This is a genomic window from Pseudarthrobacter phenanthrenivorans (assembly GCF_036455295.1).
Classification (GTDB): Bacteria; Actinomycetota; Actinomycetes; order Actinomycetales; family Micrococcaceae; genus Arthrobacter; species Arthrobacter phenanthrenivorans_C.
Genome location: NZ_JAYXNX010000017.1, coordinates 1 through 26065, shown reverse-complemented (window position 1 = coordinate 26065; position 26065 = coordinate 1). Strand labels below are relative to the sequence as shown.

At 66.4% G+C, this 26065-nt stretch carries 27 protein-coding genes; 8 read left to right on the top strand and 19 right to left on the bottom strand.

Annotation, left to right across the window (positions count from 1 at the left end; genetic code table 11):
• Positions 1–12: 12 nt before the first annotated feature.
• The 4 genes from VXJ37_RS17795 to VXJ37_RS17780 are packed head-to-tail and all read right to left on the bottom strand — an operon-like array spanning position 13 to position 4249.
• On the bottom strand, positions 13–1065 hold the full coding sequence (locus VXJ37_RS17795; RefSeq protein WP_331324369.1) for a D-2-hydroxyacid dehydrogenase: 1053 nt from the start codon (positions 1063–1065) through the stop codon (positions 13–15).
• Between the two features lie 52 nt (positions 1066–1117).
• Positions 1118–2098, bottom strand: a complete 981-nt coding sequence (locus tag VXJ37_RS17790) for a hypothetical protein (protein ID WP_331324368.1) — start codon at positions 2096–2098, stop codon at positions 1118–1120.
• Between the two features lie 7 nt (positions 2099–2105).
• On the bottom strand, positions 2106–3212 hold the full coding sequence (locus tag VXJ37_RS17785; RefSeq protein WP_331324367.1) for a GTP pyrophosphokinase: 1107 nt from the start codon (positions 3210–3212) through the stop codon (positions 2106–2108).
• A 47-nt stretch (positions 3213–3259) separates the two neighbouring features.
• Positions 3260–4249: a LacI family DNA-binding transcriptional regulator gene (locus VXJ37_RS17780; protein WP_440589833.1), complete on the bottom strand. Its 990-nt coding sequence runs from the start codon at positions 4247–4249 to the stop codon at positions 3260–3262.
• A 217-nt stretch (positions 4250–4466) separates the two neighbouring features.
• On the opposite strand from VXJ37_RS17780, the gene uriH reads away from it, so the two are divergent.
• From uriH to VXJ37_RS17765, 3 genes are read left to right on the top strand one after another with little or no spacing between them, the layout of a single operon-like run.
• Positions 4467–5591 (top strand): uridine-preferring nucleoside hydrolase UriH, encoded by a 1125-nt coding sequence (gene uriH / locus VXJ37_RS17775; RefSeq protein ID WP_331324365.1) that lies wholly within the window; start codon positions 4467–4469, stop codon positions 5589–5591.
• Positions 5588–7018, top strand: coding sequence for a uridine transporter UriT (gene uriT / locus VXJ37_RS17770; RefSeq protein ID WP_331324364.1), 1431 nt, complete (start codon positions 5588–5590; stop codon positions 7016–7018). Before uriH ends, uriT begins: the two co-directional genes overlap by 4 nt.
• Positions 7015–7977 carry a ribokinase gene (locus VXJ37_RS17765; RefSeq protein WP_331324363.1) on the top strand — a complete coding sequence of 321 codons (963 nt, stop codon included), beginning with the start codon at positions 7015–7017 and terminating at the stop codon, positions 7975–7977. Before uriT ends, VXJ37_RS17765 begins: the two co-directional genes overlap by 4 nt.
• 152 nt (positions 7978–8129) lie before the next feature.
• Here the strand turns inward: VXJ37_RS17765 and VXJ37_RS17760 are convergent, their stop codons facing one another.
• The 15 genes from VXJ37_RS17760 to VXJ37_RS17690 all read right to left on the bottom strand — a co-directional run bounded on the left by VXJ37_RS17760 (position 8130) and on the right by VXJ37_RS17690 (position 22010).
• Positions 8130–8870, bottom strand: a complete 741-nt coding sequence (locus VXJ37_RS17760) for an SDR family NAD(P)-dependent oxidoreductase (RefSeq protein ID WP_331324362.1) — start codon at positions 8868–8870, stop codon at positions 8130–8132.
• Positions 8871–8906: 36 nt separating this feature from the next.
• Positions 8907–10106, bottom strand: a complete 1200-nt coding sequence (locus VXJ37_RS17755) for an ROK family transcriptional regulator (RefSeq protein WP_331324361.1) — start codon at positions 10104–10106, stop codon at positions 8907–8909.
• A gap of 27 nt (positions 10107–10133) precedes the next feature.
• The gene (gene ggh / locus VXJ37_RS17750) at positions 10134–11492 is read right to left on the bottom strand and encodes a glucosylglycerate hydrolase (protein ID WP_331324360.1); all 1359 of its coding nucleotides are present in this window, start codon (positions 11490–11492) and stop codon (positions 10134–10136) included.
• The gene (locus tag VXJ37_RS17745) at positions 11489–12571 is read right to left on the bottom strand and encodes an ABC transporter ATP-binding protein (RefSeq protein ID WP_331324359.1); all 1083 of its coding nucleotides are present in this window, start codon (positions 12569–12571) and stop codon (positions 11489–11491) included. Before VXJ37_RS17745 ends, ggh begins: the two co-directional genes overlap by 4 nt.
• A gap of 42 nt (positions 12572–12613) precedes the next feature.
• Entirely contained in the window at positions 12614–13453 is an 840-nt protein-coding gene (locus VXJ37_RS17740) for a carbohydrate ABC transporter permease (RefSeq protein WP_331324358.1), read from the bottom strand.
• Positions 13450–14343, bottom strand: a complete 894-nt coding sequence (locus VXJ37_RS17735; RefSeq protein WP_331324357.1) for a carbohydrate ABC transporter permease — start codon at positions 14341–14343, stop codon at positions 13450–13452. Before VXJ37_RS17735 ends, VXJ37_RS17740 begins: the two co-directional genes overlap by 4 nt.
• Positions 14343–15608, bottom strand: a complete 1266-nt coding sequence (locus VXJ37_RS17730; protein WP_331324356.1) for an ABC transporter substrate-binding protein — start codon at positions 15606–15608, stop codon at positions 14343–14345. Before VXJ37_RS17730 ends, VXJ37_RS17735 begins: the two co-directional genes overlap by 1 nt.
• Before the next feature lie 230 nt (positions 15609–15838).
• Positions 15839–16489 carry a cyclodeaminase/cyclohydrolase family protein gene (locus VXJ37_RS17725; protein ID WP_331324355.1) on the bottom strand — a complete coding sequence of 217 codons (651 nt, stop codon included), beginning with the start codon at positions 16487–16489 and terminating at the stop codon, positions 15839–15841.
• Positions 16490–16594: 105 nt separating this feature from the next.
• Positions 16595–17662 (bottom strand): LLM class flavin-dependent oxidoreductase, encoded by a 1068-nt coding sequence (locus tag VXJ37_RS17720; RefSeq protein WP_141944629.1) that lies wholly within the window; start codon positions 17660–17662, stop codon positions 16595–16597.
• Positions 17662–17883, bottom strand: coding sequence for a tautomerase family protein (locus tag VXJ37_RS17715; protein ID WP_331324354.1), 222 nt, complete (start codon positions 17881–17883; stop codon positions 17662–17664). The genes VXJ37_RS17720 and VXJ37_RS17715 overlap by 1 nt, the downstream gene beginning before the upstream one ends.
• Positions 17884–17885: 2 nt before the next feature.
• The gene (locus tag VXJ37_RS17710; protein ID WP_331324353.1) at positions 17886–19373 is read right to left on the bottom strand and encodes an aldehyde dehydrogenase; all 1488 of its coding nucleotides are present in this window, start codon (positions 19371–19373) and stop codon (positions 17886–17888) included.
• A complete protein-coding gene (locus tag VXJ37_RS17705; protein ID WP_331324352.1) occupies positions 19363–20100 on the bottom strand; it encodes an alpha/beta fold hydrolase in 738 nt (245 codons plus the stop codon). The genes VXJ37_RS17710 and VXJ37_RS17705 overlap by 11 nt, the downstream gene beginning before the upstream one ends.
• A 9-nt stretch (positions 20101–20109) precedes the next feature.
• Positions 20110–20664, bottom strand: a complete 555-nt coding sequence (locus tag VXJ37_RS17700) for an amino acid synthesis family protein (protein ID WP_331324351.1) — start codon at positions 20662–20664, stop codon at positions 20110–20112.
• Positions 20661–21269: an amino acid synthesis family protein gene (locus VXJ37_RS17695; RefSeq protein WP_331324350.1), complete on the bottom strand. Its 609-nt coding sequence runs from the start codon at positions 21267–21269 to the stop codon at positions 20661–20663. Before VXJ37_RS17695 ends, VXJ37_RS17700 begins: the two co-directional genes overlap by 4 nt.
• Positions 21270–21326: 57 nt before the next feature.
• Positions 21327–22010, bottom strand: coding sequence for a GntR family transcriptional regulator (locus tag VXJ37_RS17690; RefSeq protein WP_331324349.1), 684 nt, complete (start codon positions 22008–22010; stop codon positions 21327–21329).
• A gap of 140 nt (positions 22011–22150) precedes the next feature.
• Here VXJ37_RS17690 and VXJ37_RS17685 point away from each other — a divergent pair, with 140 nt between their 5' ends.
• From VXJ37_RS17685 to VXJ37_RS17665, 5 genes are all read left to right on the top strand, one after another.
• Positions 22151–23089, top strand: a complete 939-nt coding sequence (locus VXJ37_RS17685) for a flavin reductase (protein ID WP_331324348.1) — start codon at positions 22151–22153, stop codon at positions 23087–23089.
• Between the two features lie 105 nt (positions 23090–23194).
• Positions 23195–24625 (top strand): purine-cytosine permease family protein, encoded by a 1431-nt coding sequence (locus tag VXJ37_RS17680; RefSeq protein WP_331324347.1) that lies wholly within the window; start codon positions 23195–23197, stop codon positions 24623–24625.
• 93 nt (positions 24626–24718) lie between these two features.
• Positions 24719–25201 (top strand): NUDIX domain-containing protein, encoded by a 483-nt coding sequence (locus VXJ37_RS17675; protein ID WP_331324346.1) that lies wholly within the window; start codon positions 24719–24721, stop codon positions 25199–25201.
• Entirely contained in the window at positions 25198–25644 is a 447-nt protein-coding gene (locus tag VXJ37_RS17670; protein ID WP_331324345.1) for a riboflavin kinase, read from the top strand. Before VXJ37_RS17675 ends, VXJ37_RS17670 begins: the two co-directional genes overlap by 4 nt.
• 178 nt (positions 25645–25822) lie before the next feature.
• Positions 25823–26065 (top strand): aldehyde dehydrogenase family protein (locus tag VXJ37_RS17665; RefSeq protein WP_331324412.1); only part of this gene is annotated, 243 nt, incomplete at its 3' end.

The window sequence follows — 26065 nt, the reverse complement described above, 5'->3', positions numbered from 1 at the left end:
CTTCGCCCCGTCCTAGTAGAAGTGGACCGTGTCCACGAGGTGGGGGAGGTCCCCGCCGTCGAGGAAAGTGCGGAGATTGCTGCAGAACCGCTCGGTGATCAGGCGGTTTTCCGCGGCGCTGAGGGCAGAGGTGTGGGGCGAGACCATGACCCGGGGGTGGTTCCACAGGGGGCTGTCCTGCGGCAGCGGCTCCACGGCGAAGACGTCCAGGCAGGCGTAGCCCACCTGGCCGTTGTCCAGTGCCTCCAGCAGGGCGTCCTCATCCACTACGGTTCCGCGGCCCACGTTGACGAATGTGGTTCCGGGCTTCATGGCGGCAAACATCCCCCGGTTGAACAGATTTTCCGTGTACGCGGTGCCGGGCAGGGTATTGACGACGGCGTCTGCCGTGGCCAGGAGGGAGGGCAGGCCCGCGTTGTCCACGACGTGGTCGATGCCGTCGATGGGTTCCACGCTGCGTTTGGTGCCGCTCACCTTCATGCCCAGCGCCCGGGCGATCCGGGCGGTTTCCAGTCCGATTTCACCGAGGCCGCTGATGACCAGGTTGGATCCATTGACCAGCCGGGTGGGGACCCGGAGGCTGGGCCAGGCCTTCGCCGCCTGGTCCTGCGCGAGCTCCGCGCTCCGTTTGAAGCCGTTCAGGATTCCCATCGCGGCGAACTCCGCGAGGGGGAGGGCGTGGACCCCGGCTGACGTGGTGATCTTGAACTTCTGCAGGATGTCCTGTTCCAGGCCGGACGCCTTGACGGCTCCGCCCGCTCCGGCGGCCATGGCGTGGACCCACTGGAGCCTGGCGTTTTCCCGGGCGATGCGTGCCAGGCCTGCAGGGCTTTCGTTGGGGAAGCCGTACAGCACTTCAGCGCTGTTGAGCATGGCCCAATAGCGTTCTTCCTGTTCCTCCGTCCGCTGGAAGGCGGGATCCCCCGAATGGTCGGCCGGAAAGCGTTCGGGCGGCAGGAGGTCCGGCTGGTAGAGCACGGTAGCGGAGGGATCAACGGCACGGATCTGGTCCACAAGCTCAGCTTCGAGCGGGACGGCGATGGCCACGGTCTTGGTGGAGGTCATGTGTTCAGCATAGTGGATCCAGTTCGAAATAGTGAACAGCTCTTTTGGTGGTCTACCGAAAGCCGGTCGATTTGGAGGCGCCCAAGTTGAGCACGTCCTTCAGCATTGCCACTGCCGCCCCCTTCGGGCTGGAACGTCCTCCTTGTACGGCGATGTCCCCTGCCTCGGGGCAACTGAAAACCATCGCTTTCTCCGGGCCTGCGATGGAGAAGAGCGGATCCGGAGGTGCCACTTCTTTCAGCCGCACCGTAACCACCATCGGCTGCTCCAGGGAGGCGCTGGCCACGGCGCGGAGGCGCAGTCCCTTGTCAGCCGCGGCAACAGCCCTGGAAGAGGCGGCGGAATCGATGGGCTCCGCCACCACCGAAATCCGGGATACGTCCCAGTCCCACAGGAGGCCTGCGATCAGGCGCACCTTGGTGGCCGAGTCCTTACCGGACAGGTCCGCGGACGGATCAGCCTCCGCGATGCCCCGCCGTTGTGCCTCCAAAAACGCGGTCTCCAGCCCGGCACCGCGGGAAAGCTCGTCCAGGATGAACGTGGAGGTACCGTTCGGGCAGGCCCGCACTGCAGTGCAGCCCATGCCCTGCAGTGCCACGCGCGCCATGTCGGCAGTGGGAAGGGCCGCGCCCGTGGCTCCGGAAATGCGGATCCGGCTCCCGCCTTCCTCCGCCGCACGTTCAAGATCGCGCCAATGGCTGAGGATATGGCTCTTCGTTGCTGTCGCCACGTCCACGCCGCCGGACAATGCGGCCATCGCCTCATGCAGGGCTCGGGCATGGGCTTCAGGCGAGGAAGGCAGTGCCTGGACCAGAACGGCGGCGCCGGTAAGGGCCAGTGTCTCCTCGATCGGCTGAAGCGGAGCCCACGACGAGCGGTCCGGGACAGGGCCGCCCGGCGCGAGGAAAGCTTCGGCTTCATGCCCCCGAATTGCCGCAATTTGCAGCGACGGATCGTGCGGTAATGCCGCATCAATGAACGCCTGCCCCACGGGGCCGAAACCGGACAGGACCACCTGCGTGGGTTTCAACAACAAAGCCCTACTTCGCCGTCATCCTGTACCGCTCGATCTGCCGCAGCCGCCGCAGCAGGCTGTCGCGCCGCGGGTGCGGGACGACGTCGGCCGCCTCGGCGGTCAGGTCCACATGGCTCGTGCCGTACTGCCAGAGCAGGAGGTCGTCCAGCAGCCGGTCCGGGCCGGGGGAGTAGCGGTGGTCCAGGGCCTTGCGCACCTCAGTGATGCGGTTGGCGTTCAGCAGCCCGGCCAGCTGCATGGTCTGGTTCAGCCCGTGGGCGGCGAGGAGCTCAGCGGCCCAGCCCCAGTCGTCATCCACCTTGCGGTCCACGTGGGGGAGCAGCGTGCGCCAAACGTCGCGGATCCGGTTGGGCGTGAGCGGCGCTGCCCCCTCGCCGTCCATGTCCCAGTAGCTGCGGACTTCCTCATACCGCTCGTGCAGGTCCGCGAAGGCCGTCTCCACCGTTTCCAGCATGGCCGCGGTGGCCGTGAACTGCCGGTCGAAGTGCGGCGTCCACGCGCGCGGGTCCTCCGCCTTGAAGCGGATGTCATGCTCAATCTCGCTCCAGGCGTGGGCAAAAATGGTGCGGATCTGGCACTCGAAAAAATAGCTGCCGTTGGGCTGCAGGTCCGGGTTGAAGACCTGCTGGTACTCCTTGACGGCCTCGTTCTGGATGGTGCGCAGGATCAGGTGCCGGCTGGAGTAGCCGTAGGTGCCGGATTCGATGGACCCGATGTCCTTTTCCCGGTCACCCCGGCAGTCGAAGACCTGGCGCTGGCGCTTGATGATGTTGGCCACCACCGCGTTCTCGGTGGGCAGCTTGGTGATCACCCGGATGCCCACCATGTCATTGAGGGTGCGGAAAGGGTCCGGGAACTTCAGGAGCCTGCGTCCACCGGGCTCCAGCGGCTCCTCCGTGCGGGAGATCTTTTCCTTGAAGGATTCCACCGTTTTGGTGCGGCCGGTGACGAAGAGCGGCGTCACCTCGCTGTCCTTCAGCATGTCCCGCAGAGTCAGCAGGACGTCGCGGGTCACCAGTTTCAGGGCGGGCCGGACGCGCTCATAGATCTCCACGTTGTGCTGCACAGAATCACGCAGCGGCGCGTCCAGGCTTTCCCAGTTACTCGGCATAATCCCAGCTTACGGCCGGGGTGCGACACGGGCCGGGCAGGAAGGCCCTAGGTTGCGGCGGCCACGGTGGAGCCGCGTACCACCAGCGAGCTCTCCAGTGTCAGCTCCTCCTGCTCCAGCGCCTGTCCTTCCATCAGCCGGCGCAGCTGCTCGCCGGCCTTCAGTCCCAGCAGCTCCGCGGGCAGGTGCACGCTGGTCAGGCCCGGGCTGCTGGTGGCTGAGTACGGCAGGTCGTCGAAGCCGGCCACCGCGAGCTCCTCCGGAATGCGGACCCCCTCCACGCGGGCTTCCTGCAGTACACCGTAGGCGTGCGTGTCAGTGGCGCAGGCGACGGCGGTGACGCCCGCATGCTGCCAGCCCGGCCACGCCTGGGCGAACGCAGCCGCTGCCTCGCCGACGTCGATGGTGGTGGCGGGAATGTGCCCGGGATCCACTGACATTCCCCGCGCCGCGGCCTCCGCCAGGAACGCCTCCCGGCGGATGGTGAAGGTCTCCGTCCCCGTGACGCTGTCCAGGTAGGCCACCCGCCGGTGGCCGGCCCCCGCCAGGTGGGCAGCCAGCTCCCTGGCCCCGTGGGCGACGTCAAGGTTGACTGCCGGTGCGACGGATTCCAGGCCCGGCGCGTCCAGCAGGACCAGCGGGCCGGCCACCGAAAGGTCGGCCAGAAAGCCTGCGTTGGGGGCGTCAACCAACAACCCGGCGGGCCGGAGGGACATCAGCTTCCGCACGTCGTCGGCCTTGGGGAACTCGCCCGAATCGGTGACGGACAGCAGCAGCTGGTAGTTGGGTCCCAGCGATTCCCGCACCCCGCCGATCACCTTGGCGAAGAACGGGTTGGAGATGTCCGGCGCCACCAGGATCACGATGGAACTCACGCCCCGGGCCAGCGAGCTGCCGATCCCGTCCACCACGTAGCCCAGCTCGGCGATGGCGTTGCGCACCCGGGAAATGTTGTCCTCGGACACCCGGCCCGCCGTTTTGCCGTTTGCCACCAGGGACACGGTAGCCACGGACACCCCGGCCCGCGCGGCCACCATTGCGGCCGTCACCCGCCGCGGCCGCGCCCGCTGCTTTACCTGTTCCCCGGAATCCATACTCCGATCCTAGCCGCCGTGCGGCGCCACCAGTAAGGGCAAGGCATCAAGCGTTTGACGTGCGAAGACGCACGGCCAGCGTTAAGCGCTTGACGCAGCCCACAAAACCCTGCCATGATTCCTCCCGGAATACTCAAAACCCCTGCCCCGGCAGGCCCCAATGACGTGGAGCACCATCGTGGAACCAAATCCCCAAGCGAACCAGCACCGGACGGGTTCACCAGAACCCCGGAAGATCATCCTGGACTGCGACCCCGGCCACGATGACGCCGTGGCCCTGCTGCTGGCCCACGGCAACCCCAACATCGAACTGCTCGCCGTCACCACGGTGGTGGGCAACCAGACACTCGAAAAAGTCACCCGCAACGCCCTGGCCGTCGGCACCATCGCCGGCATCACCGGCGTCCCCTTCGCTGCCGGCTGCCCCCGCCCGCTGGTCCGCAGCATCGAAACCGCGCCTGACATCCACGGCGAGTCCGGCATGGACGGCCCGGCCCTGCCCGAGGCCACCATCGAACTGGACCCCCGCCACGCCGTCGACCTCATTATCGACACCGTCATGGCGCACGAGCCCGGCAGCGTCACCCTGGTCCCCACCGCCGGCCTGACCAACATCGCCCTGGCCGCCCGCAAGGAACCCCGCATCGTGGAACGCGTCAAGGAAGTTGTCCTCATGGGCGGCGGCTACCACGTGGGCAACTGGAGCGCCGTGGCCGAGTTCAACATCGTCATCGACCCCGAGGCCGCCCACATCGTCTTCAACGAAAAGTGGCCCGTGGTCATGGTGGGCCTGGACCTCACCCACCAGGCGCTGGCCACCCCGGACGTGGTGGAGAAGATCGCCGCCATCGGCACCGGCCCCGCCAAGTTCGTCACCGAGCTGATGGACTTCTTCGCCCACACCTACAAGGACGCCCAAGGCTTCGACCACCCGCCCGTCCACGACCCCTGCGCCGTGGCGTACGTGATCGACCCCAGCATCGTCAGCACCCGCAAGGTCCCCGTCAACATTGAGCTGACGGGCACGCTCACCCTTGGTATGACCGTGGCTGACTTCCGCGCACCCGCGCCCGCGGACTGCCACACCAGCGTGGCTGTGGACCTGGACCACGCACGGTTCTGGGACCTGGTCACCGACGCACTGGTGCGCATCGGCGAGCCCGCCACCAATGCCAAAGCGGCCGACGCCGGGAGCAGCGGAGGTGCGGCCGGCACCCCAAGCGGCGCGTCCGACGTCGTGCGCTCGGAAAGTGCCCACCTCACCGCCGGAGGGTCAAGTAAATGACGACCACAACCCTGGCTGGAACCAAGACCGGCCGCGGCAACATCGCCGCCCTCATGACAGCCCTGCTGGCCGCCTGCGTGGCGTTCCAGCTCAACGCCTCCATGCTCAGCCCCGCCCTGGTGACCATGGGCCAGGAACTCAAGGCGGACCAGGCCCTGATCGGCCTCTCCCAGACCTGGTTCTTCACCGCCGCCGCCCTTTTCTCCCTGTTCCTTCCCCGCCTGAGCGACATCGTGGGCCGCAAGAAGGTCCTGGTGGGCATGATGCTGCTCATGGCCGTGGGCTCCGTCATCGCCGCGCTCGCCCCGGACATCACCTGGCTCTTCGTGGGCCGTATCATCCAGGGCGTCAGCGGACCCACCGTCCCGCTGTGCCTCATCATGCTGCGCTCCGCCGTCAGCAACCCCCGCAAGTACGGCACGCTGATGGGCCTTATTACCGCCGTCAATGGCGGCGTGGCCGGCGTGGACTCCTTCGTGGGCGGCTACTTCGCCGAGCACTACGGCTTCCGCAGCATCTTCTGGCTCATGGTGGTCCTCGCCGCCGCAGCCACAGCCCTCATCGTGTTCCTCGCTTCCGAAAGCAAGCCCGCCGCAGGAACCCGCATGGACTGGCTGGGCGTGTTCTTCATCGTGGTGGCCGTCGGCGCCCTGCTGACCGCCCTTAACGAAGGCTCCAAGCTGGTGGCCGGCTTCAACTCCGGCACGCTGATGCTGAGCCTGGCACTGGTGGTCGTCTCCGCCGTCGCGTTCCTTGCCTTCTGGCGGACCGAACAGCGCGCCGCCCAGCCCATGGTGGAAACCGTCCACCTGCGCCAGCGCTCCACCTGGGCCCCGCTGCTGACCACCACGCTGACCATGACCGGTATCTTCGCCGTCATCAACGGCATCGTTCCGGCCTACGTCCAGGCTGCCTCACCCGGGTTCGGTGTTGGCCCCACCGAGATGTCGCTGATCATCCTCACCCCGTACGCCCTGCTGGGCTGGCTGGTGGGTCCGGTCAGCGGCAGGCTGGCCCCGGTCTTCGGCTACACCAAGGTGCTGCGCATCGGGCTCCTGGGCAGCATCGCCGCGCTCGCCGTCATCGCCTTCCTGGGGCTGCACAGCCTGCCGATGATGATCTTGGGTACGGTCTTGCTGGGCATCATGTACGCCGGTACGGTCAACATCATGCTGAACGGACTTGGCGTTGTCCTCTCGCCCGCGGGAAACCCCGGCTTCCTGCCCGGCATGAACGCCGGCGCGTTCAACCTGGGCGCGGGCCTGAGCTTCCTCATCCTGCCCGCCGTGCTGGTGGCGACGTCGGCACTGGGCGATGCGACGGCGTCGTACCTGACCGTCGTGGTGGTCGGCCTGGGCCTGACAGTCGCCGCGTTCGCCGCCTCGCTGCTCATCCCCAAGCCGGTTGAGGCCGAGGTGGGCGCATGAGTGCCGCGGCCGCCGCTTCGGGCCGGATCGTCGTCGTCGGATCCCTCAACGCCGACCTCACCATTTACTGCGACCGCCTGCCGAAGCCCGGCGAGACGGTGCACGGCAACGGGTTCGCCGTGAACCCCGGCGGCAAGAGTGCCAACCAGGCCGTCGCCGCGGCACGCCTGGGCGGGCACGTCAGCCTGGTGGGTGCCGTGGGGGAGGACGCCAACGGCAACATGCTCGAGGCCTCCGTCGCCGGGGCAGGCGTGGACGTCAGCCATGTGCGCACTTCCAGGGAGCCCACCGGCGTTGCCGTGATCGCCGTGGATGCCCGCGGCGAAAACAACATCATCATTTCCGCCGGCGCCAACGGGACGCTGTCCCCTGCCGACGTCACCCGCGCCGCGGACGTCATGGAGGGGGCCGCCGTCGTCAGCCTCTGCCTGGAGTTCAGCATGGAGACGGTGCTGGTGGCCGCGCAGGCAGGGCACGACGCCGGCGCGCAGGTCCTGCTGAACCTCTCGCCCTACGCGGAGATTCCGTCAGCCCTGGCCGGTTTGGCAGACGTCCTGCTGGTGAACGCCCACGAGGCCGCGCTGTTCCTGGGATCGGACGTGCCCGGTGCCGGTGCCCCCGCTGCGGAGTGGGATGCGGTGTGCTCCCGGTTCGCCGCCCGCGGGATCCGGCAGGTTTTGGTGACCCTGGGGTCGAAGGGCTCCGTGGTGCTGGACGCGGGTGCGTCTGCCGGCGCCCGCGTCACCTTTGTCCAGCCCACCGAGGTGCGTGCCGTGGACACCACTGGTGCCGGGGACGCCTTCACCGGAGCGGTTGCGGTGCGGCTCGCCGCGGGGGACGCGCTCGCGGATGCCGCTGCGTTCGCCTCCGTTGCGGCGGCCATGGCGACCACGCGCAAGGGGACCCAGGCTGCCTATCCGGAAGCGGCCGACGTCGAACGGCGCCTCAGCGCCTCCTGACCCCATCGATTGCTGCGTCCCGGCACAAAACCCCATCGATTGCTCCCCACCGGCACCCTAACCTCGCAAGCTCGGCCAGGGAACCCTGCCGGCGTGGGCCCAACTTGTCGTTATCGGGCGCGAAAACGACAAGTACTCAGCAGTCGACGGGGTCAGCGCAGCGCCTCCAGGGTAACTCCGGTGTGTTCCGCGAGTTGCGCCAGCAGCGCGTCCTGGAACTTGGGATCCTGAGTGGCGGGATGCGGCGTCTGCCGGCGCTGGTGGTACCAGTAGCCGCCGCTGCCCAGCGCCGCCGGATCGTCAGTGGTGGCCAGCCACTCCTGCGTGCGGTGGCCCAGTTCCAGGCTGTCCGGCGCTGACCGCCCGCCCATCCGCGTGGGGACCCAGCCAGGGTCCACAGCGTTGCTGGCGACGTGCGGCACCAGCCTGGCCACTGCTGCCGCCAGCGCAGTGACGTGCAGCTTGGTGGTGGAATAGGAGGCCGTCGTCGTGCGTCCTGCCCAATCCAGGCCATCCAGTCCGGTGCCGCCGCCCCGGTGCATGCCGCTGCTGAGGTAAATCAGCCGCCGGGGACCGGGGATGAGGGCGGTCAGCAGGTACGGGGCGACGACATTGACCGGCAGCAGTGCAGGGCCGTTCAACACGCCTGCGTTGTGGATGACGGCGCTGATACCGCCGATTCCGTTCGCCTGGTCCGCTACCTGCCGGACCTCCTCCAGGACGGCAAGGTCCCCGACGACGCACTGCGCCCCGCGATCCAGGAGGTGCTGGACCGCGGGGAGCCGGCGGGAGGACCGGGCGTGCACGATCACCTCGTGGCCGGCCTGCACCAGCGAGGCCGCTGCCGCCCGGCCCAGCCCCTCAGTGGATCCGCTGATGAAGACGCGTGCCATGCGCAGACCTGCTTTCGCTTCTGGATGTCCTGCCTGCTACCGCCGGGGGCTGCCGGATGCCGTACGGACTGCTTCTTCTGAAAACACCTGGTCCACAGCTCCCGGGGCGAAAATCTTCCGCATCACAAGGGTAGCGAGCCCCGAACAGGCAGCAACGTCTTCCTGGTGCCCGGTTTCCACCACCAGGCCTTCGCCGATCCGGTCCACCACATCGGCAAGGACGCGCTCTCCCACCTGCTGTGCGAAAAAGTCCATGGATCCCATTTCCCCTCCCAGGACCAGCCGGTCAGGGTTGAGCGTGGTGACCGTGGCGGCCAGGGCGCTGCCCAGCACTTCCGCCGCCGATTCCAGGGCCCCGAGCACCGCAGGATCACCGGCCCCCGCTGCGGCGCGGATGGCTGCCATGTTCTTGAAGCCCCGGGCGCTGAGCTTCTCACTGAGTGCCCTGCCTGAACTGTAGGCCGCCAAGCAGCCGCGGCGTCCGCACCGGCACAGCGGACCGTCGGGGGTCATGCGGATGTGTCCGATGTCCCCCGCCGCGCCGTGGGCGCCGCGGAGAATGGAACCCTCCACCACGATGCCGCAGCCAATGCCGGTGCCCACTTTCACGTAGACCACGGTCTCGGCATCGCTCCTGCGCTCGCCCAGGCCGGCCGCCCTGGCATCGTTTTCGACGACGAGGGGCAGGTCCCAGGACGCGCTGACCGCTTCCACCACGGAGTCCGCTGCCCAGCCGGGGAGGGTCGTCGGGTGCCGGACGTGCCCCGTACCCGCCTCCACGGGAGCCGGGAGGCTGACACCTATACCGAGCAGCGTCTCATTCTTCCCCTGGGCCAACAGCGCCTGCCCTTCCCGGATCAACGGGCCCAGGACGGACTCGGCGGGGTCGCTGACATCCAGGGTTTTCGTGAAGGAGCGCAGCTGCCGGCCCACGGTATCGGCGATGCTCACTGTGCCGTGGGTCTGGCCGAGGGTGATCGCCAGGACCACCCTGCCCCTGTCTTCGAAGCGGATCTTCCGTGACGGACGCCCGCCAGTGGAACCCAGGGGCTCCGCCTCGTAGATGTAGCCGCGCCGGGTGAGCGTATCCAGCCGTTCGTACAGGGTGGCCCGTGACATGCCGGTGGTGGACAGGAGCTGCTGCCGGGACAGTCCGTCCGCGGCGCGGATAAGTTCCAGCAGGTGCCCGTGCGACGTAGCCCCAACCAGTCCCGCAGGCACTCTTTCAACCGTCACTCCGGCCCCCTTTCCCGGTTCCCCAGCCTACTTCGCCTTGTTGTTCCCCTCATACGACCCCACCCATTCCAGGGCCGCAGCCGCGGTCCATGCCTGGGCGAGGCTTCCGAGGGGTTCTCCCGTGAACGGCTCGTAGTACTCGCCGAACTGCAGGTCCGAAAGCTGTTCAAGGGAGGCTGACCTCAGTATCCCGAAGAGTCCTGCCTCACCATCGCGGGCGCAGGCCCAGCCAAGGAGCAGGTTGAGGAAGGGCCACACGGGGCCGCGCCAGTAGGTCCGGGGCCGGAAGGCATCGCTGGCAGGGGATGTGGAAGGTGGCAGCGGGAAGCGCAGGCCCGGGAAGCCCATCCACCGTGGTCCGCGCAGGAGTTCCCGCTGGGCTGCCAGAAGGGCGGGGTCGCCGCCCGCCACGAGTGGCGCAAAACCGGAAACGGTCTCAGTGCCGATCCACTCCCGTGCCAGCACGTCGTAATCCCGCGCCAACCCGGTCTGCGGGTCAACTGTCGAGGCGACACCGGCGCGGAACCGGGCCGCCATGTCCCGGAGCTCGCCGGCGTCGTGTTCCCGGCCGAGCTCATCGGCAAGGCCTGCAAGGACGTCGCTGGACGCAGCCAGGATCGCGGAGAAGAAGACGTCGCGGACGCGGAAATCGACGACGTCCTGCACGGCGGCGTCATCGAACCCGACCTCGGCCATCTGCTGAACAAGCCACAGGTACTTGGTGTACTCGTCGTCGTCCGGCCGTTCACTGGCGTCTGCCACATGCAGGACATCCCTGCGGGTGAATGCCGGCACCGGTCCCGGAACGATCCGCGAGTAGGGGCCGTCCCACCGGGGTGAGTTGTCGAAACCCGATTCCCAGCCGTGGTGGATTTCAACGAGCCCAACGCCGTCGGGGTCGCGGACTGCCGCCAGCCACCGGTGCCATGCCAGCCACCCGTCAAAGGACTCCGCCAGGAACGACTCGGCCACCTCCTGGTCTTCGCCGCCGTTTTCCCGCCCGCGGTCAACGATGTGGCGCAGCGCGATGGCGTGGACGGGAGGCTGGCAGATGCCGCTGCTGCGGATGCCTTCGGGCAGGGCGGCGGCATTCTGCGTGCCCCACCGGTCGAAGCCCGGGAAGTATCCGGTGTCATTGTCGCTGAACACGATGTGCGGAATCATGCCAGTGGACCATTGCGCTTTGAGGAGGCTGCGCAGTTCGGTGACGGCCCGGGGGACGCTGGTGCGGGCAAGCCCGATGGCAACGAATGCCGCGTCCCAGCTCCACATGTGGGGGTACAGGTTTGGGGCAGCGCTGGTCATGGTGCCCAGGTCGTTGACCTTGAGGACCTCAACAGCGGCTGAGCGCAGTTCTTCCATGGACAGGGAGCGGGTGGGGTTCATGAGGCCTCCAGTGCCATTGACGTTTCGCGGTCGTAGACGCGCATGGTGTTCGGTGCGAAGCCCAGCCACACAGTCCGGTGGGGTGCCGTTTTGAAGGTGGGCGGGGCCTGCACCTTGAGGGGGTGTCCGTCCACGTCAACGGTGAGCAGGGTGGTGGAGCCCATCGGCTCCACCACCAGCACCGTGGCGGCCACATCGCCGGAAGAGCCGGTGCTGTTGACGGTCACGTTTTCGGCACGGACCCCCAGGAGGACGTCCTTGCCTGCGAAGGAACGCAGGATGGAGGGGGCCATGAGCTGTTGTTCGCCCAGGACCAGCGTGCCGCCGTCGTGGCTGACTGCCGCGTCCAGGAAGTTCATCGGCGGGGAGCCGATGAAGCCGCCCACGAACCGGTCGGCGGGGGCGTCATAGACGTCCAGCGGGTCACCCAGCTGCGCGATCCGGCCCTTGCGCATCACGGCCACCTGGTCTCCCAGGGAAAGCGCCTCGCTTTGGTCGTGCGTGACGTAGACAGTGGTGGTCCCAAGGTCCTGGACGATCTTCTTCAGTTCCGAGCGGAAGGTCAGGCGGAGCAGGGCGTCGAGGTTGGACAGCGGCTCGTCCATGAGCAGAACATCGGCGTCCATGACGATGGCCCTGGCCACGGCAACCCTCTGCCGCTGGCCGCCGGAGAGGTTCGCCGGGAGCCGGTCCAGGTACGGGCCCAGTTGGAGGAGATCGGCCGCCCACTGCACCTTGCGTTCAATTTCGTCCGCCGGCACCTTGGCCATCTTCAGCCCGAATCCGATGTTGTAGCGGACCTTCCGGTGGGGGAAGACGGCGTAGGACTGGAACACCATGGACAGGTTGCGCTTGTTCGGCGGCAGGTAGGTGACGTCGCGGCCGCCGATGGAGATCGAACCGGAGTCCGGCAGTTCCAGTCCGGCGATCATCCGGAGCAGGGTGGTCTTGCCGCAGCCGGAAGGTCCGAGGAGGACGGTGAACTCCCCGTCACGGATGGACAGCGAAACATCGTCCGTGGCGCGTTCGGATCCGCCCGGATAGGTCTTGACGAGGTTGGAGATTTGGATGTCAGCCACGGTGGGCTCCTTCGAAAGAGTGGGTGGTGGGCCGGGGCGGACCTAACGGATGGTTGAGCCCCACATGTTGGTGAGGTAGCGGCGCATCAGGGCAATGAAGATGATGGACGGGATGACCAGGGCAAAGCCCCCGGCAAACCTGTAGGCCAGGGGTGAGTCGGACAGCGAACTGAGGACCTGCGCGGGAAGGGTGCGGTGGTCGAGGGTGAGGATGGATGCGCCCAGCACTTCGTTCCAGGACATGACGAAGGTGAAGATCGACGCCGCGGCGAGGCCCGGCAGTGCCATGGGCAGCACCACCCTGCCGAACGCCCCGAGCGGTGAGCAGCCGAACAGCCGGGCAGCTTCCTCGACGTCGATGGGGACGCTGAGGAAGACGCTGGCAGAGATCAGGATGGTGGTGGGCAGCGCCAGTGCGGTGTGCAGCAGGATGACGGCGTAGGTGGTGTCGTAGATGTCCACCGTCAGGAAGAGCCTGGCGAGGGGGACGGACAGCACCACGATCGGCAGGGCGCGGGTGAAGAGCAGGAACAGCTGGTAGGGGTCCTTGCCGGGGAAAGTGAACCGGGCCAGTGCGTACCCTGCGGGAACGCCGATCAATGCGGACAGCAGGAGGGTCCCGGCGCCAACGATCAGCGAGTTTCCCAGTGCTCCGAAGATACCCGTGGCACCGAGGAAGGCGTTGAGCGTTTCCACCGAGAAGTGGGTGGGGAGGAGCGACAACGGGAACTCGTTGAGCGATTCACGGCTGGAAAGCGCTGCAAGCGAGATCAGGTAGATGGGGATCAGCATGAAGAGCGAGACGGCGATGCACGCAGCCTGCAGCAGGATGCGGTTCCGCTTTCGACGCGCGATGGGCGTGGTGTCCACAGTGGTGCTCATCGGAGCCCTCCCTGGTTCTTGTCGCGGAGAGCCCGCAGGTAGAAGATCGACGTCAGCATGGATACGACGAGGATGACGAGTGCCAGTGCCGCCGCGATGTTGGGGTTCTGCAGCCCGGTGTACCAGCGGTAGGTTTCACCCACCACAAGGGGAAAGTTCTGGCCAGTCAGTGCCTGGGCCACCGCGAAGGTCTGGAAGGCAAGGATGGTCCGGAGGATCAGAGCCACCTGGAGGCTGGGCTTGAGCAGTGGCAGCGTCACGTGCCGGAGGCGCTGCCAGAAGGTGGCCCCGAATACCTGGGCGGCCTCCTCATAGTCCTTGGGGATGCCCTGCAGTCCGGCCACCACGATGATCAGCACCAGGGAGGTTGCGCGCCAAAGCTCGGCGATGAGGACGCAGATGAACATGCTGGTCTGGTTGTCGTAGGCCAGCCAGGAGGTGCCCTGCAGGCCGAACCAGGACAGGACCGAGTTCAGGTACCCCCGGTCGTTGAAGATTGCGAGCCAGACAAGGCCGGCCGCCAGGTCGCTCAGTGCCAGGGGGATGGCCCAGACGAAGAAGTGGACCTTGTGGAGCCGGGGATTGCTGCGCAGCATCAGGGCCATGGCGATGGCAAGGGCGAACTGCAGCGGGATCATCACCACGATCAGCAACAGGGTATTGCGGACCGCCGGCCAGAAGTAGGGGTCCTGGACCATGCGGTTGATGAATTCGAGGGTGAAACCCTGGTCGTCCCTGAAGGCCTGCAGCACTCCCTGGACGACGGGCCATCCCAGGAGCAGTGCCATGAAGATTACCGACGGCGCTATCAACAGGACGGCGGGAGGTATCCTGCGCCGCCGCGGTGGTGCCGCTGTTGCGGCGGGGGTGGGGGGTGCCTCTACAGCCATTACGCTACCTCGCACTTGGTGGAGATCGGATCGGGGGCCCAGCAGGGAATGTTCAGGCCCTTCAGGATGGTGTTGAGCTGGGTGGCCTGCGTATCCAGGACCTGCTGGACGGGCCGGGTTTCCAGGCAGATCTGCTGGAAGCAGTTCTTGAAGATTTGGGACACTTCGCCTTCTTTGGCGCCCAGCCCTACCGGGGGGAGGGCCAGGAGGGCGCCGGCGGAACGTTGCTGGCGGCGCACTGCGGCGGCTTCGAGCGCGATGGCCCCCGTCAGGTCGGAGGGAAGCTCGGTTTGGACCACGGGGAAGAACGCGTTGCTGCGCAGGGTTTCGATTTGCGCGGCCGGTTCGGTCAGGGCGCGGATGGCCTTCTCTGCGAGGTCACGGTCCTTGCCGTTTTTGGGCAGCGCCATCCCGGCGATGATCAGCATGTAGCCGCGTCCCTTGGGTCCGCGCGGTGCCGGGACCATGAGCCAGTCGTCCGGCTTGTCGGCGGGGGCGTTGACCAGGCGGGCCACATGGTCCCAGGCCACCAGCACCTCGCCCCGGGCCAGCGGCTCCTGCATGTAGTCATAGTTGGTTGACGCGGGGGCCATCACGGACCACAGTTCCTGCATGTAGTCCCAGGCTCCCACCGCGTCCTGGCTCCGGAACGTGGTGATTTGGCCGCCGGTGAAGCTGGGCAGCAGGAAACCCTGGTAGAAGCGGTGGTGCAGGCCCTTCGGGCCGGCCGGCATTCCGAAGACGGGGCGGCCCGCTCCCTGTTTAGCGGTCTTGGCCCATGCGAGGTAGCCCTCGTAGGTCAGGTCGTTGACGTCCACGCCCGCGGGGAGCCACTCCAGGGCTTTTTTGTTTACGGCCACCACATACGTTGCCTGCATCCAGGGGACGTAGCGGGAGGTGGAACCGCCCACCTTGGTCAGGTCGAGCATTTCCTTGGTGAATCCGCGCCCGGACAGGTCCCTGAGGAGGCCGTCGACGTCTTCGAGGGAGTCGGCCAGCGGGGCCAGTTCGCCGTGAAGTCCGCCCAGAAGGGAGGTCTTCACATTGCCGGCGGCCGCCTGCGAGGCCACCGTGGAGGCGAAAACGTCAGGTTGTACGGAGTTGTAGGCGGTGGGGACTTTCGCAAACTTCTTGAGGAGTGCTTCGTAGCGTTGTCTTTCCTCCACTGGGGTGAACTGCGTGGAAAGGAAGCCCACGGTGCCCTGGCCGGCTGCTGCGCCGCTGGTATCAAATCCCGCGCATGATGCGAGGAAAGGGGCTGACATGGCGGTTCCCAGACCCGCGAGGAGGAGGTTTCTGCGGGAAAGGGCCCCGTGCCTGGGTTGTGATTTCGGGTCGTTCATTGACTGCTCCCATCGGATGTGCGCCACTGCACAAACTTTCGTTTAAGCATTAGACATAAGTCGGTGGCTGTCAACCCTTGGCGCGGGAGAAGTGGCCCGCGGGCATGGAAAAGCCCGGTGCCGGGAGGGCACCGGGCTCTACCTTCGGGTCTTTATTGGCCGGTCTCCGTTGGAGCGGCGCGGTCATCGATGGCGGCAGCCAGTTCGTCGATGCGGTCCATGGCACCGCCCAGTTTTTCGACGGCGGCACAGAGCTCCGGCTGTTGTGTCCGGACCTGCTCCAGGGTGGCGCCGGCGGACCGGAGCGATCCCAGGTCGAAGCTGACGTTGGTGCGTGCGCCCGCCACGGCAGCGCGGAGAGCGCCGAACGCTACGACAATGTCCGCCACCAGCGCACGGTTGCCGTTGGTGGCCAGCCAGGCGAGGTCGTCAATGGCCCCGATGGCCTGGTCGCCCAGGACCGCTGAGGAGGCGGCGGCCTCAAGCGATGCACGCCGGATGGCCTCGTCGCGCCCGTCGCCGGGCTCCAGCCGGAAAGCTGCACCAAACGCCTTGGAAGCGGAGGCGTCCTCATCAGCCAGGCGCAGGGCCTCCCGGCGCAACTGCTGCGCCCGCGCGCGTATCTTTGCCGGCTCGCCGCCGTCGTCCCCGCTGTAGCCGGCCACCATGGACGTGAGGGACGCTGCCACGGCCAGCATGAGCCCCGTCCCCGCTCCGCCGCCCGGCGAACCTGTGGACTCTGCCAGTGCCCGCGTCCATTCCTCGACCGTTGATCCCTGGGTGGTTACTTCAGCCTGTTCCATGGGGAAAACGTGCCCACCGGCGAGGGGGCCTAAACGGAAAGAACGACGCCGGGCACGCGCCCGCCGTCGTTCTTTCCGTCAATCCCGGCCTGGTGCCCGGTGAGGTCAGCGCACTGCTGCTGCCGGCTGTTCCTGGAATGCCGGCACCACGTGTTCGATGAAGAGCTCCAGGGAGCGCTTCTTCTCCTCGTGCGTAAGGCTGTTGTCGGACCAGAGGCTGAACTCGGTGACACCGAGGGACTCATAGTGCCGGATCCGTTCGATGACCTCTTCCGGCGTCCCGATCATTGCCGTGCGGTGCAGCGACTCGGGTGTGAATTCCGGCCGCCCGGCAAACTTTTCCTCGGGGCTGGGCTCAAGGAACCCGTTCTCCGGGGTGGTTTTATTCCCGAACCACGCATCGAACGTCCGGTAGAACTTGTTGATCCCTTCTGCCGGCCGGCGCCATCCCTCGGGCTCGTCGGCGGTGTGGACGTGCGTGTGGCGGAGCACCATGAGGTCCGGGCGGGGGACGCCGGGGTTGTTCTCCACGGCTGTGTCGAACTTGCGCGCAAGGTCCTCCACCTCCTCGTCGCCCTTCATGAGCGGCGTGACCATCACGTTGCAGCCGTTGGCCACCGCGAACTCGTGGGAACTGATGTCGCGGGCCGCGATCCACATGGGCGGCGTGGGCTTTTGCACAGGCTTTGGCACGCTGGTGGACGTCGGGAACTGCCAGACCTCGCCGTCGTGGGCGTAATCGCCTTGCCAGAGGGCGCGTACGGCGGGGACCATCTCGCGCAGGTGCTTGCCGCCGTCGACCGCTGACAGGCCGCCCGCCAGCCGGTCGAATTCAAACTGGTACGCCCCGCGGGCCAGCCCCACTTCCATCCGGCCGTTACTGATGACGTCCAGCAGCGCTGTTTCACCGGCCACCCGGAGCGGGTTCCAGAAGGGCGCGATGATGGTGCCGGCGCCCAGCCGGATGCGCGACGTGCGCGCCGCCAGGTAGGCAAGCTGGGGCATGGGGCTGGGGGAGATGGTGTACTCCATGGAGTGGTGCTCACCGATCCAGACGGTGCTGAAGCCCCCGGCCTCGGCCATGAGGGCCAGTTCCGTCAGGTTCTCGAAGCATTCGCTGTGGGAGACGGATTCGTCCCAGCGCTCCATGTGGACAAAGAGGGAAAAGCGCATTACTGACTCCTTTGGTCTTCCTGGGTGGCTGCCGTATTACGTTCGGCGATGGTCTGGTTGCCACGGGACCAGTGCTCATGTTCAACTTCGCGGACTATGACGGTGGTGTTTTCCGCGACCGCGCCCACGGTTTCCTCCGCCGCGCGGTGAAGGGCGCCGATGAGGGCGCGAAGCTGTTCGGGCGTCCGGCCGCGCGCGATCGACACGTCTATCAGTGGCATGTTCAGCTCCTCATGATGAACGGGTCGGCGATGGGTGACTCATCGGTGTTGATCCACACGCTCTTGAGCCGCGTGTACTCCCGGATGCTTTCCACCCCGTGTTCAACCCCGACGCCGCTGGCCTTGAAGCCTTCGCGCGGGGACGCCGGGGACATGGCGCGGTAGGTGTTGACCCATACCGTTCCTGCTTCCAGCCGGCTTGCCATCCGGTGGGCACGGGCCAGGTTGGTGGTCCAGACGCCTGCGGCAAGGCCGTAGGTGGTGTCGTTGGCCAGGCGGAGTACCTCTTCCTCGGTTTCGAAAGGCATGATGGCTGCGACCGGGCCGAAGATTTCCTCGCGCACTACGCGCATGGAATTGTCGACGTCGGTCAGGACGGTGGGTTCGAAGAAGTAGCCGCCGAGGGCGATGTCCGGGCGGCCGCCGCCGGTCAGGACGGTGGCACCTTCGGAGACGCCCAGGTCCACGTAGCTGGCCACTTTGTCGCGCTGGTCCTGGAACGCCAGCGGCCCAAGCTCCGTGGCGTCCAGCAGGGGGTCACCGATGACGATGCTGCGGGCCCGCGTGGAGACCCGCTCCAGGAGTTCGTCGTACACGGACTTGTGCGCGAACACGCGGCTGCCCGCAATGCAGGTCTGGCCGGCCGCGGCGAAGATGCCGGCCACAACCCCCATCGCGGCGTTGGTGACATCGGCGTCGCCGAAGACGATGTTCGGGGACTTGCCGCCGAGTTCCAGTGTGGAACCGATGAACCGCGACGCTGTGGTGGAGGCAATCCGTGCCCCGGTCGCTGTGCTGCCCGTGAAGGAGATCTTTGCCAGCCGCGTGTCATCAACCAGGGCCGCCCCCGCTTCTGCGCCGAAACCGGTGACAACGTTGATGACACCGGCGGGGAACCCTGCCTCGTCAGCCAGAGCGGCCAACCGGAGGACGGTTGCCGACGTGTATTCGGAGGGTTTGATGACGATGGTGTTGCCTGCCGCCAGGGCGGGGGCGAGCTTGCTGGTGGTCAGCGTCAGGGGGGAGTTCCAGGGCGTGATGGCGCCGACAACGCCGAGGGGCTCCCGCAGGGTGTAGTTCAGGAGCGTTGGAGCCGAACCCGGGATGGTGTCGCCCTGGATCTTGTCGGCGAGCCCCGCGTAGTAGTAGTAGTACTCCGGCATGGCCGCCAGCTGCCCCCGCATTTCACGAAGCAGCTTGCCGTTGTCCAGGCTCTCCATGCGTGCGAGTTCGTCCGCGTGCTGCCCCACCAGGTCACCGAGGCGCCGCAGCAGGTGCCCGCGCTTGGTCTGGCTGAGGTTGCGCCAGCCGGGGTTTTCGAAGGCCGCTGACGCAGCGGATACAGCCCGGGCAACGTCGGCTTCATTGCCCCTGGCGGCCTGGTAAAGCACCTCGAGGGTGGCGGGGTTGGTGCTGTCGAAGTAGGCGCCGCTCGATGGCGGGACCCACTCCCCGTTGATGAAGTGGTCGTAGCGGCGTTCAACGGACATGTGAATGCTCCTTGATGAAGGCAGTAAGAATGGTGGCGAGCTCCTGGGGGCGTTCCACCGGCATCATGTGGCGGGTGCCCCGGACAATGGAGTACGTGGAGCCGGGGATTGCGGCGGCGAGCCGGGCGCTCATCCCGGGGGTTGAACCCGGATCCAGCTCACCGGTCACGGCGAGTGAGGGGACGGCAATGTGCTGCAGCTCAGGTCCAATTTCGGCGTCTGCGGCAGCGAAGACCCGGTAGCAGGCCACGAAGGAACCGGGGTCGTTCCTGAGCAGGACATCGCGTGTCTGCTCAACGACGGCGGCGGGGACAGAGGTGCCGTCCGGATACCACCGCTGGATTGAGGCCTCCACCGTCGCCGGAAAATCGGCCTCCGCCGATTCCAGCCGGCGCATGACGGCGGCACGCTCCTCCGGGGTGCGGTTGCAGACGGAGGCGACCGATGCCAGGGAAGCGACCAGCTCGGGACGGAACCTGGCGATGTGCTGTGCCACGAGGGCGCCCAGCGAAAAGCCGACCAGATGCGTACCAGGCAGCAGGCTGTCCGCGACGTCGGCGGACAGCTCGGGGAGGGAGACCTCCCGCGCCGCCTTAGGGTGCCGCCCGTGGCCCATCAGTTCGAGAACCTGGACGTCATATTCCGGCTCGAGGAATTCGCGGACGGGCTCCCACATCGACCCGTCAAGGCCGACACCGTGGATGAAGGCAATGCGGGCGCGGTCCACGACGGTCACCTACTTCGCTTCACTGGAGAACGCCGCGAGGCGCTGCTGGGGACGCCCCTGCGCGGCGGCGGCCAGGGCAATGACGATTTCGTCAGCATGCGGGGCGTCATTGATCCGGACTTCGATGCTCTGGTGGTGGGAGCGGATGGTGGCATCCGTAATGTGCTTGAGCGGGATGTCGAAGACGACGCCCGCGGGGCCGCGCTTCTCCACGGCGGGCAGCAGCGTGGTGGCATTGGCGGCGTCCCGGAAGTGGTTGCCGAAAGCGAGTGTATGGATAAGCCCGGAGCCGTGTTCGATTTCGCCGTTCAGGCCCACGATGGCGGCCTTGCCGTACGCCTCCGCCGGGGAGCCCAGGGCTTCCAGTACGCGGGGGGCGAGCAAGGCACCGATGTCCGATGCGTTGCCGTCGATGCCGGGGGAGAGGTCTTCAACGAAGCCCTGGCCCGCCCATGGGTTCCTGACGATGGCCGCGACGACGGCGACGCGGGCGGCGGGGCTGACTTCCTTGCCGCCCTCAACGAGGACGTCTTCGGTGAAGGTGACGATCTTGCGGATGCTCATGAAACAAGTTCTCCTAGTGTGTCTGCTTTGACGACCGGGTCTGTGAGGCGGTCACCGATACGGGAATGGGGCCGGGGGCCGGTCGAGGCACCCAGGATGACGACGATTTCGCCGGGACGTGGTGCGTCCCCGATCCGGGTGCTGATGGTCTGGTAATGGCTTCGGGTGGCCGCGGCATTCTTGTGCCACAGGGGTACCACCAGCGAGGCGCCGGCGTCCGCCCTGTCGTCGGCGAAGCAGATGATGGAGTTGCCTTCGAAGTACTCGCGGACCAGGTTGCCGAAGAATGGGGTGTGGATCAGGGCAGCGCCGTGCTCAATTTCGCCGTCGGTGCCCACAACGGCTGCCTTGCCGAACGCTTCAATTGCATCGACCCCGCCAAGGTTGGCAGCGAGAATGTCAGTCAGCGCGCGGGCGAGGCCCGGGGCGACCCGCACCACCTCGGTGCCCAGATCGTCCGTGGCCTTCCCGCCAAGCCAGGGGTTGGCTATGACGGCCGCCGCTGTGGCGCGGATGGCCGGAACTGCGGGGGAGAGGCCGTTTTCCAGGAAGACCTCTTCGCTGTAGTACACGATCTTGCGGATCCCGGATGGCTGGTGGTTCATGGCATGGCCCCCTCTGACGCGGGGCGGGTGGAGAAGCGCATGGCTTCCTTTCGTGGTTCAGTTCCGGACGTTGGTGGCCGGCTCGTTCATCAGGGCTTCCCGCGACGATGCGTGAACGTGGTTCCGCATCGATGCCTCTGCCCCGAAAGGGTCTTTGTGTTCGATCATGTCCAGCACCGCACGGTGTTCCCGCGTGGAGGCCTGGATCCTGCCCGGATGCTCCACAGTCCGCAGCACCAGCCGCTGGTAGGCCAGCTGGTTCATGAGCCGCTCGTAGTGTTCAACGAGTTTGTGGTTGTCCGAGCCCCGGACGATGGTCCAGTGGAACTCGTGCACCAGCCTGGCGTAGGTGTCGGCGTCGTTGGTGAGCACGGCCAGCTCGGACTCCTCGAGGTTCCGCCGGAGCACGGCGAGTTCAGGCACTTCACCCCGGCGGGCGAGCAGGGATGCCGCCAGCCCTTCCAGGGACTCCTTGAGCTGGAAGAGTTCGATGATTTCCCTGCGCGTGGGTTCGCGGACAAAGGTGCCCACCTTCGGGCGGATCTCCACGAGCCCCTCGTGCTGGAGCTGTTTGAGCGCCTCGCGGATAGGGGTCCGGCTGACTGCAAATTCCTGGGCCAGGAAAGCTTCCGGAAGGACTGCCCCCGGGGGGAAGTCGCCGCCAAGGACAAGGCGCCGGATACGGTCCAGGAGACCGTCGCGGTCAGCCACGTCTGTCATTGTTTCCAGATCTTCTTGCATACATCACAGCGTATGTTGCATGCATCAGAAGCGTCAAGGGCGACTCTTCACTCTCATCAAAACCGCTCAAACTGGCGGAAACCAGGGATTTTTCCATTTCCTATTGACCCGTGCCTGTGACCTGGCTTACCGTCATTGGTATGCAACAGACGCTCGAACCGCTCATCACATCAGCTTGGCTCGCGGCCTGGGACAAGGGCGACCTTGACGCCCTTGACGGCCTGGTAGCAGCTGGCTACACGCGCACCAGCAAGGCAACGGGCGCAACCGTGGACCTTGCTGGCCTCAAGTCGGAGATCGCGGCGGTCCGGGAAGCCTTTCCCGACCTGTCCACCACGGTTGACGACGTCGTCGAAGGAGACGGCACAGTCGCTGTCTTCTGGACCTCAACGGGTACCCACACCCACGAATACCTGGGCGTGCCCGCCACGGGACTGGCCGTCCAGACCAGGGGTTCGAACATCCTTGTACTCGAGGACGGAAGGATCCTGAAAGAAACGGTGACGTGGGACGGCAGCGAACTGCTGGCCGGCCTGGGAATCCGTCCCCTGCGCGGGATAGCCGCACCCCTGGTAGCCGAGGGCTCGGACTTCCCCGAACTGGATCCCGACCTGATGAAGGCCTTCAACCGGCAATTCATCACCGGGGTCACGGTGGTCACCACCAAGGAAGGCGAAACCCCCAAGGGGCTGGCTGCCAACTCCTACTGCTCTGTCTCGCTGGAGCCGCCGCTGGTGCTGGTCTGCGTCCAGAAGACGTCCAGCACCTACCCGGCGCTCTTCTCGTCAAGCCACCTTGGAATCAACATCCTGGGGACCGAACAACTCGGGACGGTAAAGACCTTCGCGTCGAAGGTGCCGGACAAGTTCGCTGAGCTTGAGTGGCATGAGGGTCCCAAGGGGAGCCCCCTTTTGGACGGCTCAGCCGCTTCCCTCGAAGCCGAAATCCAGGAACGTTTCCAGGCCAAGACCCACACGGTCTTTATCTGCCGGGTCCGCCACGCGGAGATTGCCGGTACAGCGCCGATGGTTTACAAAGCCGGCCACTTCTTCGACGGCGCCGAACTCACGGAACTCTAGAGTTCCGGCGCGGCTGACCACCTCGGACAGGAAACCCAGCCGCGCCTTCCCTATCTGCTGATCCAGCAGCACACCGCAAGGTGTGCTCTCCACTTTAGGACACCCATGAGCCCAGATACCATGCGCGCCGCCGAGAACAGCGTCGCCGAAGACCGCGGTTACCGCGACAGCCTCACCAAGATCGAGCCCTACGGCATCGAGCACATTCCCGACGTCGAACGGCACGGCAAACCCCGTTCCCAGTTCTTCCTGTGGTTCGCCGCCGGAATGAACTTCCCCATCGTGGTCCTGGGTTTCAGCGCCACCTACTTTGGCCTGCCCTTCTGGGCCGCAGCGCTGGCGATCATCCTCGCCGGCGTGACCTCCTCGGCAGGCATGGGATACCTGTCTGCCATGGGAGTCCGGCTTGGTGTCCCGCAGCAGATGCAGGGCCGCGGACCCCTTGGATTCATCGGCAACCTCTTCCCGGTTGCCTACGTCAATGTCTTCGCCGGCATCGGCTGGGCTGCCGTGACCGTGATCCTTGGCGGCAAGGCAATCGCCCTGCTCACCGACATTCCCTTCTGGCTGTCATCGCTGATCCTCATGGGTATCCAGCTTGCCGTCGCCGTCATCGGTTACAACCTGATCCACTTCCTGCAGCGGATCCTGTCCTTCGTCCTGGTGGTCGGCTTCATCTTCATCACCGTCGTGGCCGCGGCCAACGGCCGGGTGGAGACCGATTTCAACGTCGCAGCCAAGGGCTTTGACGGCGTCGGCGGCTGGATCATTTTCTTCGGCTGGTTCTTCTCCTTCATCGTCGCCTGGATGCCGTTTGCCTCCGACTACTCCCGCTACCTCCCCAACACGCCGGGAAACCGTCGCGGCGCCGGGTGGGCCACCATGCTCGGGAACTTCGTCACCCTTGTCTGGATGGGTATCCTCGGGACCCTTCTGGGAACCACCACCACGGCGTCGGACAGCATCGGTGCCCTCAAAGAACTCATGGGGCCGTGGGCCGCCGTCGGGCTGGGCGTGGTTGCACTTTCCTCCTTCACCCAGAACTTCCTCAACGTCTACGGTGGTGCCATCTCCATCCAGACCATGGGCGTACCCGTCAAGCGCCACACCGCAGTTGTCTTCATCTGCATCGCCTCATACCTGGTGGCCCAGTGGGGCCAGACGGGGTTCAACGAGGGCTTCACGGCGTTCCTGAACCTGACGGCCTACTGCATCGCTCCGTACGTTGCGGTACTGGTCTGCGACTACCTGTTCGGTGGCCGGCGCACTGAACGGGGACTGCGTGAACTCTTCGATAAGAGCCGCAAGTTCGAATGGGGTTTCGTGGCCTGGGCCGCCGGCGTGGTCCTTTCCTCCCCGTTCTGGATGTCCTCGATCTACACGGGTCCCATAGCTACCGCCTTCCCCCAGATGGGCGACCTCTCCTACTACGTCGGCGCGGCCGTCGCAGCAGGCGTCTACTTCGCAACGCACCGACGCAGGCGTCTCTCCGGACTGGAAATGCTCGACCGTACCCCCGCAGCCCAGACGCTGTAACCAATTGCACCGCAGGGCGTTGGGGAGGATTCCGGGAATCCTCCCCAACGTTCCGATGCCCCCAGACACATGTGACCGGACCAGGAGCGCCCGATGAGCACCGCCACACTGCAGGCCCTGAAAGCCGAAGGACTGAAGTCCGCGCCCTGTCCGCCCCGTGAAGTGGTGGCCGTGGTTGTTCAGTGGCGCGGCCGCATTGCGCTCTTTCGGCGCAGCCAGTCGGTAGGGCACGAGCGCGGCCTCTGGCACTGCATCACCGGATACCTCGAAGCGGGCGAAACACCACGGCAGCAGGCGCTGACCGAACTTGAGGAAGAAGCAGGACTCACCTTGGGAGATCTCACAGCCTTCCAGCCCGCCGACCAGCTCCTCATCTCCGACGACGCCGGCAACCCCTGGCTGGTGCACGCCTACACTGCAGTCACTAGCAGGCGCAGGCTGACCATCAATGACGAGCACGACGCCTACCGCTGGACCGTGCCTGCCAAGATCAGCAGGTTCTCCAACCGCGTCCCCTGGCTGGACATCGTCCTGCAGGGCACGCTTCCGCAGACGACTGGAAGGGGCGAACGATGACGGCCATCGAAGGCATCGTGGAACACGGGGACCGGCGGGGCAGGCTCCTCGGCTTCCCCACCGCCAACCTGACCCTTGCTGACGAGGCGATTGCCGACGGTGTCTGGGGAGCGCTCGTCAGGACAAAACCAGGCAAGTGGGCCGCCGCCGCAGTCTCCGTGGGCCGGCGTCGGACGTTCTACGGCGACAACGGGCCGCGGCTGCTCGAAGCACACCTCCTCGACTTCAACGAGGATCTCTACGGACGGGAAATCCGTGTGGAACTGCTGGTCAGGCTGCGGCCCCAGCAGGCCTTTACGGACGTTCAGTCCCTGACCGACCAACTGCACCACGACGTTCGCCAGGCGCGGGCCTGGGCCGCCTCCAATTACCCCGGCCTTGTCTCCGCGGAAGCGGAGCCGGCCGCCGGGGACCCCGTGACAGGCAAGATGAGCTACGCATAGTAAGGAGCCCCCTGTGGCTGCACAAACGAGTTTGATGATNGCCAGGCGCGGGCCTGGGCCGCCTCCAATTACCCCGGCCTTGTCTCCGCGGAAGCGGAGCCGGCCGCCGGGGACCCCGTGACAGGCAAGATGAGCTACGCATAGTAAGGAGCCCCCTGTGGCTGCACAAACGAGTTTGATGATTGACCGTGAATCCAGCCTGCTGGCGTCGGTGCCTACCGGCTTGTTGATCGGTGGTGAGTGGGTGGGCGCGTCCGACGGCGGCACGTTCGACGTGCACGACCCCGCCACCGGGGAGGTCCTCGCCACCCTCGCCTCGGCCACGAGTGCAGACGCGGTCGCCGCGCTGGACGCGGCAGATGCGGCGCAGGGGTCGTGGGCGCGGACCGCGCCCAGGACCCGGGCGGAGATCCTCCGTAAG